The sequence below is a fragment of the Wolbachia endosymbiont of Nomada ferruginata genome (assembly GCF_001675785.1).
Taxonomy (GTDB): Bacteria; Pseudomonadota; Alphaproteobacteria; order Rickettsiales; family Anaplasmataceae; genus Wolbachia; species Wolbachia pipientis.
In genome coordinates this window covers 1-13540 of sequence record NZ_LYUY01000024.1, presented here as the reverse complement: position 1 = coordinate 13540, position 13540 = coordinate 1, and the positions used below count along the sequence as shown (strand labels likewise).

The following is a 13540-nucleotide window of genomic DNA, read 5'->3' as shown; positions in this document are numbered from 1 at the left end:
CCAGATACGTGAGTTTTTTTGTCATTTAATCTGTACAGAGAAGATAAATAAATAGCTTCAGTGTTTATGATAAGGGGGCTGGCGGAGTTTGTCAAGTGGTTTTTTAGCCACGTTTCCCTGTTATAATGTTCGTTTACTTGACCTAAGATCCAGGAGTATTTAAACTGAACCCTACATAGTACTAAAAATGATAGGAAATCTAAGCGGAATAGTTGATGAAGTGCGTGGTGATCACATAATCCTGAATGTAAATGATGTTGGCTATATGGTGTATCTTTCAGCCAAAACTCTAAATGCATGTTCCATCGGAAGTAGAATCAAATTACTTATCGAAACCTATGCAAATAACAGAGAAAACACTACTCAGCTATATGGTTTTATAAGCAAAGAAGAACAACAGTGCTTGAGGTTGCTAGTTAAAGTAAGCGGTGTTAGCTATAAAACTGCAATGTCAATTTTGAGTAAATTAACTCCAGAACAGCTATTTTTGGCAATTATGAATGAAGATAAAGTAACACTCAAGATGAGTGGACTTGGCCTGAAACTCATAAATCGAATCATCACTGAATTAAGTGGCAAAGTGAGTAAACTAGAAATAAATAACAATAATTTTCATCCAATCAATGAAGATGCACTTTCAGCATTGATCAATCTTGGGTATGAAAAAATGAAAGCTTATGATACGATAAAAAAAATACAAGACAAATCGTCAAACCTGGACACTAAGGATATTATTCGCATGGCGCTTAAAACACTATGAAATCAATATCGTGCGATAAAGAATATACTGAAGATGTGCGCAATATCAACATCAGGCCTGAGCAACTTGATGATTTTGTCGGGCAAAAAGACTTAATACAAAATTTAAAAGTGTTTATAAACGCTGCACAGACGAGAACTGAAGCCTTAGATCACGTCTTATTGTACGGTCCTCCAGGGCTTGGCAAAACAACTTTAGCACAAATTGTTTCTAAAGAATTAAGAGTTAGCTTTCGCGCAACTTCTGGTCCTTTACTTAGTAAAGCTGGGGACTTGGCTGCAGTGCTTACCACTTTAAATGCAAAAGATGTTCTATTTATCGACGAAATTCATAGATTAAATCGCAGCATCGAAGAAGTTTTATATACTGCTATGGAAGATTTTTGCTTGGACATATTAGTAGGTGAAGGTCCATCTACTCGCACTTTAAGGATAGATCTACCACCATTTACGCTAATTGGAGCAACTACACGGCTTGGATTACTTTCTGCGCCACTCAGAGATCGTTTTGGCATTCCTTTGCATCTTGAGTTTTATTCTTTTGAGGAGCTAGTCGATATTATAAAAAGAGGCGCAAGAGTTCTTTCTGCTGAAATTGAAGAGGGTGCTGCACGGGAAATTGCCTGCCGTGCGCGCGGTACTCCAAGAATTGCTTTGAGGTTACTCAGAAGGATAAGGGATTTTGTTGAAGTGAAAGATGATAAAAAAATCACTTATGAAGTCGCTGATTCTGTATTGCTAAAATTGGGTGTAGATAAAATGGGACTCAATAAACTTGATGTGCATTATCTAAGATTTTTATTCAACACCTCAGGACCTGTTGGAATTGACACTATATCTATTGCGCTATCTGAAGATGCCGGCAATATCGAAGAAACAGTGGAACCTTATTTAATCAAAATTAGTTTTGTAAAGCGCACACCAAGAGGACGCGTTCTAACCGACCAAGCAAGGGAGTATTTGAGCTTCCAATATTAAACACCATAATTAAATATTGGCTAATTGAGATAATGCTCGTATGTTGACATTTGTGTGTTAATAATAATGGAGGCATATATGTTAAATAGTACTGAAACTGTAATTCAAATTAAAACTTCTCCATTTCGTACTCGCTAGTTATGCTATTCTAACTAATTAAGCTACGGTTTGGGTAATAGGAAAAAACTGGATTCCAGCGTCACGCGCTACCCTATGGGTGCTGCTCGCGTATATTCTCTCTTTCACCATCTCAGTGTTTCTTTCTTATTATGCCAGTACCATTTTCTTGTCATTCAAGTAGCTACCCTTCTTGTCATCCCAGTGCTTGACACTGGGATCCAGAAATTCTTAAACTGAATTCTATATAGAACCTCAGAACAAAAATAAAAAATGGGTAGCACAATACTACCAAGAAATTTCTACGAGCGGCCGACCTTAACTGTAGCTGGAGAGTTATTGGGAAAAGTCCTCAAATTTTCTAACTTTAGTGGAATAATAACCGAAGTTGAAGCCTATATAGGAATGAGTGACCCAGCTTGTCATGCAGCTAAGGGTTATACTAACCGAACCTCAGTAATGTTTGGTATGCCGGGGTTTTCATATGTGTACTTTATATATGGAATGTATTACTGTTTAAATATTGTAACAGAAGCAGAAGGGTTCCCAGCAGCAGTGTTAATACGGGGATTAAAGCTCATTGAACCGCTTGAGGCAAATTTAGGTGGGCCAGGAATATTGTGTAAAAGATTAAATATTACAAAAGAACATAACAAACAGGACCTTACTATAAGCCACGAATTTTGTGTTTATGAATCTTACCTCAAACCAGATTATATTTGCACCCCGAGAATCGGAATTAGTAAAGGCCAAGAGAAATTTTGGCGGTTTAAGATTTTCTAAACTTAAGACCTTGCGTAGACTATTTGCCAATCGGATAATCACCAGTGAAACAAGCATCACAATATTGTGGTGTAGCATTGTTACGCACTTCTCCTTTAACAGCCTGATATAATCCATCAATACTCAAGAAGGCTAGGCTATCTACTCCTATAACTTCCTTAATTTCCTCTACAGATTTATTTGCAGCAATTAAATCTTTGCACTCTGGCGTATCTATTCCATAAAAACAAGAATGCTTAATTGGTGGGCTTGAAATTTTGAGGTGAATTTCTTTTACTCCTGCATCCTTTAACATAACTATTATATTTGTTAACGTACTACCACGCACTATACTATCATCTATTAAAATTATGTTTTTACCCTTCAAAGTGTGCCTATTAGCATTGAATTTTAATTTTATTCTAACTTTACGTACTTCAGCGGTTGGTTGTATAAAAGTTCTTCCTATGTAATGATTACGAATTATTCCCAGTTCCATAGGTAACCCTGAATGCTTTGCATATCCAATAGCTGCAGGTATTCCAGAATCAGGTATTGGTACAACCATATCCATATTGTTTTTTGGTGGGCTCTCTTCTGCAAGTATTCTTCCTATTTCTTTTCTTATATCATATATGGACCTATTCTCCATTATGCTGTCTGGTCTTGAAAAATAAACGTATTCAAAAATACAAAAACTTGATTTTTGCTGTGGGAAAGGAAATGCTGAAGCTAGATTACCATTTCGATCAATGGTGACTAACTCACCTGGTTCTATTTCTCTAACAAACTCTGCATTTACTATATCAAGAGCACAAGTTTCAGATGCAAGAACATAAGAACCGTTTAACTTCCCTAAAACAAGAGGCCTGATTCCAGACGGATCACGTACTCCAATAACTACTTCTTGATTGATTGCCACAAAAGAATAAGCACCTTGTATTTGCTTTAATGCATATATAAAACTCTCTAAGAAGCTATCTTTTTCACCGCTTGCTGTCAGATGCACTACTACTTCTGTATCAATATCTGACTGAAAAACGCACTCTTGTTTAATTAATTGTTCGCGTATTGGAGAAATATTAATTAAATTACCATTATGTGCTATGGCAAAATCCCCAAATTTGCCACTTTTGCCAAGCATGGGCTGCACTCCAAACTTATTACCACTTGTTGAGTATCGAACGTGACCTATTGCACAATCTCCAGGTAAGGATTTCTTTATTTCATCTATATCATCAAATATGCTGCTCACTTGACCTTGAAAGTGATAAGAGTGCAGCTTATCGTTGTTACTGGTTACTACACCAAAAGACTCTTGACCTCTATGCTGCAAAGCGTGGAGAGCAAGTATAGAGTTAAAAGCAGCACTTTGGTTGCAACTTATGCCAAATACCCCACACTCCTCACGCATTTCATCTAGCATAAAAACTATTAAGTAAAGTTTAATTTTACTTTAGCATAGGTAAAATACAAGCATTTTGTTGTTCATCTGCTTTTATTGCTAGCAATAGCCCTATACATATTAAGCTTGCAGCAGTTGTACTTCCTCCATAGGACAGAAATGGCAATGGGTCGCCTATTACAGGTAAGAGGCCCATTGTCATTCCGATGTTTATAAAGAAATGAGCACTAAAAAAGGCAAAAATGCCGATAGATACCGACTTAGAAAAATAATTTTTTGACCTATAAGCAATAGAGAGCATTATAGCAAGCAATGTAGTATAGAGTAAAATTAAAGCCATGCTACCTAAAAATCCCCATTCCTCACTCAGCACTGCAAAAGCAAAATCTGTACGTTTCTCCGGCAAAAATCCAAGTTGAGTTTGACTTCCGTTAACAAAGCCCCTACCAAGCAAACCTCCTGAACCAATAGCTATTTGAGATTGCTGCGCATTATAACCTATTCCAAGTGGATCCACTGATGAATCCAAAAATGACAATATCCTTTGCTTGTGATAAGGACGTAAAAAAGGCCAAATAGCTGGTACTGCAAAAATGCCAAGCGTTCCACATATTATCGAATGAGATCTTTTTATTATTGCTGTGAATATAATTGACATCCCTATAAATAACATTATCATAGCTGTGCCTAAATTAGGTTGCTTTAACACCAAGAACACGGGTAAGAAAATAATTATAAGTGCCTTAAGCAATCTTTTAAATTCCATCATTTTATACATACTCTGCTTATCAAAATAGCGAGCAAGCGCAAGTATTAAGCCTACTTTTGCAAATTCTGATGGTTGCAAACTAATTGATCCAATTCTTATCCACCTTGTTGCACCCATTATGTGTGAGCCAAAAAAATTTACTGCTAATAGTGAAATCGCTGCTGCTGTATAAAAAAAGTAGGCGTACTTCAAATAAAAATCTAGCTCTATGAATGACATAGCTATAGCGAGTAGGAAAAAGAAGGAAAATATGACCAGTTGGTGAATCGCAAATGGCACCCACTTTCCTCCAGCAGAAGAGTATTGAACAACAATGCCAACGCAAAACAGCGCTATCACGTTAATGACTAATAACCAATGAATCTTCTTCAGCCTACCCACAATAAAGACCTTATAACCTTAAAGTACAGTAAAATATGAAACAAAGATAAAAATCAAAAAACCAACTTCTCAACTACTAACCGAATTGGAGTGCTATATATTCCAGTTACTACTGTTAAAGCTGCCATAAACAATAGACAGAAAAGCATAGGAAATGGCACATCATTAATTTTGCCTAGTGTCATTCTAGTGCGTGACGTTGCATCATTTTCAAAATACATTTTCTCTACCATCTTCCACATGTATATTAGTGCAAGAAAAGAACCGGCAGCAAAAGCTATCAGGGAAATCCACGCGCGAGATTCGATAATTGCTTTCATTATATACCACTTGCTTACAAAGCCATTTGTTAAAGGCACACCGATTAATGCTAAACTGAGTAGAGTGAACGCAAGTGCTGTATAAGGCATTGATTTCTTGAGTCCCGATAAATTCTCTATTTTTGTTGTATCAAATTTGTAAGAAATACATCCTGCAGCCATAAATAAAGATGTTTTTATTATGCTGTGGTTTACTATGTGAAGAATTGCTGCAAATACACCTGTTTTTGAGTTAAAACTCAGTGCTAAAATTATATAACCAATTTGGCTAATACTAGAGTGAGCAAGCAGTCTTTTTATGTCTTTTGCGGTTATTGCAAATATCGACCCAAATACAATAGCGCAAAGTGCGAGGATAATTATCACATTGTCCAGTAGCGGCTTAAACAAGAAAAAATTTTGATGAAAAACAGTATAAAAGATTCTGATGAAAACATATATCATCACTTTTGTCACTGTGCCTGAAAAGAATATGCTAATGAAACTTGGCGCCTCACTATATGCATTAACCAGCCACCTGCTTAATGGAAACAGTGCCATTTTGATTGAGAGACCAACAAAAATGAACAACGTGCCAAGTTTTATGATGTTGTTATCGTATAATGGAACTATTCTTTCAGCCATGTCAGACATATTGAGCGTTCCAGTCATTGAATACAAGAGCCCGATGCCAAATAAATAAAATGTTGCACCTATTGTTCCACTAATTAGATATTCAAATGCTGCAACCAAGGCTTTTTTATCCCTTCCCATTGAAACTAATACATAAGAAGAAAGAGATGAAATTTCCAAGAAAACGTAAAGGTTAAATATGTCGTTTGTTACTAGAATCCCGAGCAGTCCGCTTAAGCACAGTAGAAATAGAGAGTAAAAACCAGTGATTTTGTTTTTGCTAATCTCTTTTTCGTTAATATAAAAGCTATAAAGCACACTAATCAGCGCTATAAAATTCACTAGGGTTAGAATTAAGGAATTTAACACGTCGATTCTTAACTCTATTCCATACGGAGGAGCCCAATTTCCAAGGTGATAAGTTATAATTTCACCTTTATATGTTTTAATGAGTAGTATTGATGAAATGATAAGAGTGATTGTTGTTGCAATAAAAGAAATAAACCAAGATACCTTGTGTTTCTTGGCAAGAAAGCAAAACATTGATGCAATTATTGGGATAATAACTTGTAAGATTGGTAATTGCATTAAATTGTTGTTAATATATCGTTAAAGTATTAGTATATATAATACTTTTTGTTTTAATACCCTTATGTTATCTAAAATTTGTAATGCAATAAAACGCCTATTACGAAGAGAAGATAAATTTGTAGGAAGAGATGAAAATGGAAATTCTTACTATGAATCAAGTAAAGGAAAAAGGTGGGTTATGTATAGCAGTGTTTCTGAGCCTACAACAGTGCCTCCGGAATGGCATATATGGCTTCACTATACTGATAATGTAGTACCAGTTAATAATAAAAAAAGAAAAGTAAAACATACTCCTAATTTAACGGGTACAAAAGATGCATACTATCCAAACCAAAAAGTGAAAAATTACTATAAAAGCTGGAGTCCTGATAACTAAAGATGCGAAGGTCAAATATACTTGAAATAACCGCTGGATTATTTGTATTAATTTTTACTATTTTTCTGATTTTCTTTGCTATTGATAAGCTATCTTACATAAAGAAAAACTATAAGGACTGCTATAAAATATATGGTCTTTTTGCTAACGCTAACGGTATAGGAGTTGGTGATAGTGTCAAGATCTCTGGTGTAGATATTGGAAGCATAACTGGTGTATCACTTGACAAAGCTACCTACGTAGCACGAATCGATATGTGTATAAGCAAAGACATAAAATTGCCAATTGATAGTTCAGCTCTGATCACTAGCAGTGGAGTTGTTGGCAGTAAATTTGTTAATATATCACCTGGATCAGATATTAAACTACTCTTGCATGGTGGCAAAATAGAGTATACTCAAGCTGAAGCAAATATGGGTGGAATAATGGACAGAATTCTTGGTATGTTTACAAAGTGAAAATGGCAGGATTCCAAGTATATCCGTTCAGGTAAAGCCTCCTGTAGTTCTAAAGTATTTAAGGAGTTTGCCTTATTTCTTGCCTTTTCTACCGCTTGCTTTGGGGTTTATAGTATAGAAAGTGCCTTAACAGTTGCAGTGCATGTCTATTAATGATAAAATGAAGATTAATTCATTTTGATATTATGATTGGTTTACTGTTTGCCGTACTATTGTTCCTCTGTGGTAGTGATGCACTTGCAAAACAGGAGCCACGTTCAATAGCTGGAGATAATCACATAAAGGTAATAAATTATAACCCACAGGCTATACATAAGTATACGGGTTTTTATGGTTATCAGTCCAGTATATTGTTTGAACCAGGGGAGGTAATACAAAACCTTTCAATGGGTGATTCAACTGGTTGGCAACTCCTTCCTCAAGGTAACAGATTGTTTATTAAGCCTATAGATGATATTGCCGATACCAACGCAACTATAATTACCAATAAAAGAGTTTATTACTTTGAACTTCATGCTGAAGAAGCAACTGGACTAGATGATCCAAGATTAGCATATGAAGTAAGGTTTCTTTATCCACTATTTAGCAGTGATGAGATTTACACAACAAATAACGGTGATATCCTCGAACAAGCTAGTCATACCATTATTCCTGATATAAACGATATTGAAGTTGTAAAGAAGGGTTTAAATTTTAATTATTCCATCTCGCACGTTAAAGGCAGTCAGTCAATAATACCAATCAAGGTTTTTGATGATGGAAAATTTACATATCTACAATTCAATAAAATAAACTCTGATTTCCCGGCAGTTTTTATGGTTGATTCTGCAGGATATGAGTCTTTAGTAAATTTCCGTACAGTTGACAACTATCTGATAATCGAAAGGGTAAGTTCAGTGTTTACCTTAAGGAATGGATCGAGTACAGTTTGCCTATTTAATGAAAACATGCCTTTCAAAAAAGGTAAGTGATTACTATCTAAAGGCTATAATGCCCGAGATATGGTTGCAAAGTTTTTTCTATGATGTTCTGTAATTCCATAAAGGCCAATAGCGTTAAGGTGCTCTTTTGTCCCATATCCTTTATTTTTATACCAATTATATTCAGGATGCTTATTGTGCAATTCTTGCATAAGCCGATCTCTCGTAACTTTTGCAACGATTGAAGCTGCTGCAATTGATGTACTCAAATTATCACCATTTACTATGGATTTCACTTGCCATTTCACTTCAGGTGGTTGATTACCATCAACTAGCACATAATCTAACTCTAGGTCCAAGTCTATCAACGCACGTTTCATTGAAAGTTTTGTTGCTTGCAAGATATTGTATGAATTTATTTCTTCTACGCTTGCCATTCCTATACCAAATTTTGCAACGGATATTATTTTTTCATATAGGACTTGCCTACATTGAGGAGTCAACTTTTTCGAGTCGTTGATTCCATCAATAATTGTATTTCTATCAATAAACACTACGGCTGCGGATATTACTGGACCAGCTAGCGGACCTCTTCCAACTTCATCCACTCCTGCTATCACTCCTGATAATTTATTTTCTAATGTAAAGTCTGGGTATTTCATAGGTTTTTATAATAAGAAAGTTATAGTAAAAACTGAACAGATAATAGAAATTATCCAAAATTTCATAACGATTGCATTTTCTGACCATCCCTTCTTCTCAAAGTGATGATGTATTGGTGCCATAAGAAAAACTCTTTTTCCTTCTCCATATTTAAACTTTGTATATTTAAAATATGATATCTGAATAATAACAGATAGAGTCTCTATTACAAAGATTATTCCAATAATAGCAAAAAGCATTTCTCTTTTAATTAGGACACTAGTTAACCCTAAAGCCGCACCTACCGACAAGCTACCAACATCACCCATAAATATTTTTGCTGGATGTGTGTTAAACCACAAGAAACTTAGAATAGCTCCTATAAATGCAATGCAGAATAAAGTAATATTCATATCTGCCTGAGTTATATATGCAATTAGCCCCAAAAAAGCAAAGGAAGTGATAACTTGAGTTGCAGCAAGGCCATCCAAACCATCTGTGAGATTCACAGCATTAGAAGAGCCGACAATTACAAACGCAGCAAACGGAACATATAGATAGCCAAAATCTATTATTACTCCTTTAAATAGGGACGTTTTTGTAAAACCTTCAGCAGAGTATAGCTTAAGTATAAACACACCAACCAGAGCAACAATAAACTGAATAAGTATTTTGGTTTTTGCACTTAAACCTCGATAGTGATTTGTCTTCAATTTTAAATAATCATCAATAAATCCAAGTAGAGCAAAAAATAGAGTTATCAATATCAGCAGCAAAATTTCTGGTGTTAACTGAGCCCAGAGTAAAATTGGTAATAAAGAAGAAATCAGTATTATTATTCCGCCCATAGGTGGTACATTCTTTTTTGTTATTAAATGACTTTCTGGTCCACATGATCTAATTGGTTGCCCATCTTTGCTTATTTTTTTTAGAAGCTTTATAAAATAGGGAAAAAGAATAAACCCAAAAACAAATGAGGTAAAAAATACTTTTGTAGCTAAGATCATCTGCTTACTTAAATTGACTAAGTGTCATACCACCTATAGCTAATAAAGTCAACTTCTGTCATCCTATAGCCTGACCCACAACTGTACGAACATTGTGATTTGGGCCCATCAGTAGGGTGTCATCCCAGTCTGGAATCCACAACTGTACGAACGTTGTAGTTTGGACCACCAGTGGGGTGTCATCCCAGTGCCCAGACACTGGTTCTATGCAACTTAATTAAAAACGTTTGTTTTAGTGTAAGACAATTACCTTTAGCTTATCAGCTCAGTTATAAGCAAAATTTCTGGATTCCAGACTGGAATGACACCATTTGCTGTGCAATTTACCTTCAAAAATGAATGTTCGTACAGTTGTGAACCTGTGGCAGGTATTACATAAGAGCATTTCCCTCTTCTAAATTAAAACGCACTTTTGCCTCCTTTGCAGTCTATACTTTAGATGTATTTAATTTACAAATACTAATTACTTATTAATAATGGTGATATGTAAATATAGTTATAAAATAATTGTTACACTTGAATTCCTTCCTGGTTTCTGTTGTTATCAGAACATTTAAAACACTTTAAGAAAGCTGCTTAGTTAAATTAACTTAGACAAGTAAATAGCAGTTTTGCAGCCTGTTTTTATGAATGATGATAAAATGTTGTAGCCAAATGCGCTTTCAGCATTGTGCTGAATTGCAATATCTTTGTGCTCTAACTCCTCGTCGCGAAATTTACTTATAGTTTCTCTTAATTCCCCATCTTCTAAATGTGAAACTTGCTCTTTGTAGTGCTCCCCGATAACTTCTTCAACTGCAGCAGTGCAAGCCATAGCAGCTTTTTTGCCCATAATGGCAGTTGCAACGCCAAGCGACACTCCTAAAACACGCCAAACAGGCAACAAAACAGTAGGACGAACTTTTTGCTCTTTGATTTTCTCATTAAAATAGTGAAAATGCTTTTTTTCCTGCTCTTCCATTTCAATTATTTCATTGATTATAGAAGATTTCTTAAGAATAAATTTTTGACCAGAATAAATGCAAATAGCTCCATATTCTCCAGCGTGATCTACTCTAATTGCCTGTTGCAAGAACTGATTGTTGCTGTACCTTAAATTATTTAGATTTCTTTCTTTCTCCACAATACACCTTACCTGATACAAACAGAGCTACTATGAGATAAATTAGATTCCATGTTGCTAAGGAAACACCTAGAACGTAATGAGGTCTGTCACAAGATGGAGAGTAATTAGGATTTAGTAGATTATTTCTGAGCTCTTCTATACTAACGTTACCACTTGCTTGCTCTGTACAACCTAAAACATCATGAAATAAGTGGAGTTCAAGACCTACATGATAAAAAGATATTACTGCACCTATGAGGTAGCTGCAAAACATTGCATAGATTAGAATTTTGTTGTCTTTAAGCATGCACGCTACTGCAAGTAATCCGGCGATATAGTAAACTATTCGCTCGTATGTACATAACTTGCATGGCAGCATGTTGAAAAAATATTCTAGCACATATGCAAAAATTAGAGCAGCGGCACTCGACAGCAGAAAGATTGCAGGAATTCTGGAATTATTACACATAACTTTAAGTAAATTATCCCTGAAAGTATAAAGCAGAGTATTCATTTTACATAGGGATTTTTATTTTTTTTCAAAAGCAATCTAACTGGCACACCGTCTGCAAAGAAATTTTTTCTGAGATCGTTAATTAAATAGCGTTTGTAACTTTCATCAACACTTTCAGGTATGTTACATATCAAAGAAAAAGCTGGAGGTTTAGTACCAATTTGAGCGATATACTTCATTTTAACTGCTTTGCCTTTTACAAGAGGGTGAGAATGTTTTCCTACAGCATCTATGAGCCACTTATTCAGTTTTGCAGTGCTGATCTTCTTGTTCAAGGATTCACTCACTTCAAGACACTTATCTATCACATCACCGCAGCGCATGCCTTTCAACGCAGAAACTGTTATAGTTGGCACTTCCAAGAATAACCGAGTCACTTCCTGTTGTTTGACAAATTTTATTAACTTACTTCTGTCATCCTTACCTATTAAATCCCACTTATTTAAAACAACAATAATCCCTTTCCCTCCCTTAATTGCAGCTTCACCAATTGATAAATCCTGTTGCTCAATACCAAGCAGGGAGTCTAGCATTAAAACTACCACATGAGAGCGCTTGATTGATTCTAAGCTTTTCTCAACAAATCTTGATTCTAATTCATCTGTAACATTAGCCTTTCTTCGAATTCCTGCAGTATCAATAAGAGTAATTAGCTCTCCATTATGATCATATACAATATCTACAGAATCACGTGTTGTGCCTGGCTCTGAATTCGCTATTACTCTGTTTTCTGTAAGCAAGCTGTTTAAAAAAGTTGATTTTCCGACATTCGGACGGCCGATGATCGCGATCCTCAGCCTACTCAGTTCATTGTTAGGTAACTCAGTGTTCTCGTTAAAATTTTCAATAACACCAGCTAATGCATCATAAAGATCAACCATGCCAAGATTATGCTCGGCAGAGATATACACCGGGCCAAGAAAATCAAAAAACTGCAAATAATCAACATTTTCGGATTTATGACTCTCGCATTTATTTGCTACTAGTATTACAGGTTTATTTATTTTTCTCTTCAGCCACTTTGCAAACTCTTCATTTCGCTCATTTTGCACTTTTGCATCAACAAGAAAGAAAATTATGTTTGAATTGGATAAAGAAAATTCGATTTGTTCAATAACTTGTAGTGAAAAATTAGTTTGGTCGTTCCATCCTCCTGTATCTATAACTTTAAACTCCAAATCGCTAATTCTCCCTATTCCCTCACGTCTATCCCTTGTCACTCCTGGAATGTTACTAACTACTGCTGCTTTTCTTCCCACTAATCTGTTGAATAGGGTCGATTTTCCAGCATTTGGTAGGCCTACTATGGCGATTTTTAGCATAATTCAAGGGCATGTTCTATATGAAGTAAATTATAACCGAAACTTTTCAATTTAACTATTGACTTCGTAGATTATATAAGCATACTACAGTTAGAATTTTTTTATTTCGTTATGTAAAATATGGGGTAGTTATGCTAGTGTCAGAGCAAATAGAGAGTGTAGATAGAGAAGAATTAAAGCAACAAAATCATATACATAAAGATACAGAGTGTTCGGAAGAGACGACAATATATGGGCATATTAATCAACATATGGAAAAAAACATCTCAAATACATTGCATGAAATATATGATGCTCTTATGTCATATAACGAATCGGAACAGTCAATGACGTCAACTTAAGAACTTTCATTAGCAAACTCTCCTAAAGACATGATGGCGTTTAGGCTTATCTACTTTATTGCGGCTGTCCCGGTCGGATTTTAACTTTAGCGCGTATACTTAAAAAGGGCTTGAAAGTTTTTTGGCGCAATAAGTACCTGATAGAGTTTCTGCCTCATTAC

At 35.4% G+C, this 13540-nt stretch carries 16 protein-coding genes and 1 pseudogene; 8 read left to right on the top strand and 9 right to left on the bottom strand.

Annotation, left to right across the window (positions count from 1 at the left end; all coding sequences use genetic code 11):
- The first annotated feature begins 187 nt into the window (after positions 1 to 187).
- The 4 genes from ruvA (at position 188) to BA053_RS02360 (ending at position 2637) form a co-directional block, all read left to right on the top strand.
- Entirely contained in the window at positions 188 to 760 is a 573-nt protein-coding gene (gene ruvA, locus BA053_RS02370) for a Holliday junction branch migration protein RuvA (RefSeq protein ID WP_065094855.1), read from the top strand.
- On the top strand, positions 757 to 1737 hold the full coding sequence (gene ruvB / locus BA053_RS02365) for a Holliday junction branch migration DNA helicase RuvB (RefSeq protein WP_065094854.1): 981 nt from the start codon (positions 757 to 759) through the stop codon (positions 1735 to 1737). Before ruvA ends, ruvB begins: the two co-directional genes overlap by 4 nt.
- A gap of 168 nt (positions 1738 to 1905) precedes the next feature.
- On the top strand, positions 1906 to 2094 hold the full coding sequence (locus tag BA053_RS07215) for a hypothetical protein (RefSeq protein WP_156518019.1): 189 nt from the start codon (positions 1906 to 1908) through the stop codon (positions 2092 to 2094).
- A 33-nt stretch (positions 2095 to 2127) separates the two neighbouring features.
- Positions 2128 to 2637: a DNA-3-methyladenine glycosylase gene (locus tag BA053_RS02360; protein ID WP_065094853.1), complete on the top strand. Its 510-nt coding sequence runs from the start codon at positions 2128 to 2130 to the stop codon at positions 2635 to 2637.
- Between the two features lie 19 nt (positions 2638 to 2656).
- On the opposite strand, the gene purF is transcribed toward BA053_RS02360, so the two are convergent.
- The 3 genes from purF to BA053_RS02345 are packed head-to-tail and all read right to left on the bottom strand — an operon-like array spanning position 2657 to position 6691.
- Positions 2657 to 4042: an amidophosphoribosyltransferase gene (purF, locus tag BA053_RS02355; RefSeq protein ID WP_065106715.1), complete on the bottom strand. Its 1386-nt coding sequence runs from the start codon at positions 4040 to 4042 to the stop codon at positions 2657 to 2659.
- Between the two features lie 25 nt (positions 4043 to 4067).
- Positions 4068 to 5171, bottom strand: a complete 1104-nt coding sequence (gene rodA / locus BA053_RS02350) for a rod shape-determining protein RodA (protein ID WP_065094851.1) — start codon at positions 5169 to 5171, stop codon at positions 4068 to 4070.
- A gap of 53 nt (positions 5172 to 5224) precedes the next feature.
- A complete protein-coding gene (locus BA053_RS02345) occupies positions 5225 to 6691 on the bottom strand; it encodes a proton-conducting transporter transmembrane domain-containing protein (protein ID WP_065094850.1) in 1467 nt (488 codons plus the stop codon).
- Positions 6692 to 6755: 64 nt separating this feature from the next.
- On the opposite strand from BA053_RS02345, the gene BA053_RS02340 reads away from it, so the two are divergent.
- From BA053_RS02340 to virB9, 3 genes are all read left to right on the top strand, one after another.
- Positions 6756 to 7070, top strand: coding sequence for an NADH-ubiquinone oxidoreductase subunit NDUFA12 family protein (locus BA053_RS02340; protein ID WP_007548590.1), 315 nt, complete (start codon positions 6756 to 6758; stop codon positions 7068 to 7070).
- A 2-nt stretch (positions 7071 to 7072) separates the two neighbouring features.
- The gene (gene mlaD / locus BA053_RS02335) at positions 7073 to 7528 is read left to right on the top strand and encodes an outer membrane lipid asymmetry maintenance protein MlaD (RefSeq protein WP_065095368.1); all 456 of its coding nucleotides are present in this window, start codon (positions 7073 to 7075) and stop codon (positions 7526 to 7528) included.
- A 185-nt stretch (positions 7529 to 7713) separates the two neighbouring features.
- Positions 7714 to 8499: a P-type conjugative transfer protein VirB9 gene (gene virB9, locus BA053_RS02330; RefSeq protein WP_064125428.1), complete on the top strand. Its 786-nt coding sequence runs from the start codon at positions 7714 to 7716 to the stop codon at positions 8497 to 8499.
- Between the two features lie 14 nt (positions 8500 to 8513).
- Here the strand turns inward: virB9 and BA053_RS02325 are convergent, their stop codons facing one another.
- The 5 genes from BA053_RS02325 to der form a co-directional block, all read right to left on the bottom strand.
- Positions 8514 to 9110, bottom strand: coding sequence for a ribonuclease HII (locus BA053_RS02325; RefSeq protein ID WP_065106714.1), 597 nt, complete (start codon positions 9108 to 9110; stop codon positions 8514 to 8516).
- Positions 9111 to 9116: 6 nt separating this feature from the next.
- Positions 9117 to 10097 carry a phospho-N-acetylmuramoyl-pentapeptide-transferase gene (gene mraY, locus BA053_RS02320; RefSeq protein ID WP_065094848.1) on the bottom strand — a complete coding sequence of 327 codons (981 nt, stop codon included), beginning with the start codon at positions 10095 to 10097 and terminating at the stop codon, positions 9117 to 9119.
- A 580-nt stretch (positions 10098 to 10677) separates the two neighbouring features.
- Entirely contained in the window at positions 10678 to 11220 is a 543-nt protein-coding gene (locus BA053_RS02315; protein ID WP_006279362.1) for a demethoxyubiquinone hydroxylase family protein, read from the bottom strand.
- Positions 11195 to 11716, bottom strand: a complete 522-nt coding sequence (locus tag BA053_RS02310; RefSeq protein WP_065094847.1) for a disulfide bond formation protein B — start codon at positions 11714 to 11716, stop codon at positions 11195 to 11197. Before BA053_RS02310 ends, BA053_RS02315 begins: the two co-directional genes overlap by 26 nt.
- Positions 11713 to 13038 (bottom strand): ribosome biogenesis GTPase Der, encoded by a 1326-nt coding sequence (gene der, locus BA053_RS02305; RefSeq protein ID WP_065094846.1) that lies wholly within the window; start codon positions 13036 to 13038, stop codon positions 11713 to 11715. The genes BA053_RS02310 and der overlap by 4 nt, the downstream gene beginning before the upstream one ends.
- A gap of 131 nt (positions 13039 to 13169) precedes the next feature.
- Here der and BA053_RS02300 point away from each other — a divergent pair, with 131 nt between their 5' ends.
- Positions 13170 to 13379, top strand: a complete 210-nt coding sequence (locus tag BA053_RS02300; RefSeq protein ID WP_015589377.1) for a hypothetical protein — start codon at positions 13170 to 13172, stop codon at positions 13377 to 13379.
- A gap of 9 nt (positions 13380 to 13388) precedes the next feature.
- Here BA053_RS02300 and BA053_RS07210 read toward each other — a convergent pair.
- Positions 13389 to 13540 (bottom strand): annotated as a pseudogene (locus tag BA053_RS07210) (IS4-like element ISWosp8 family transposase); the annotation flags it as partial.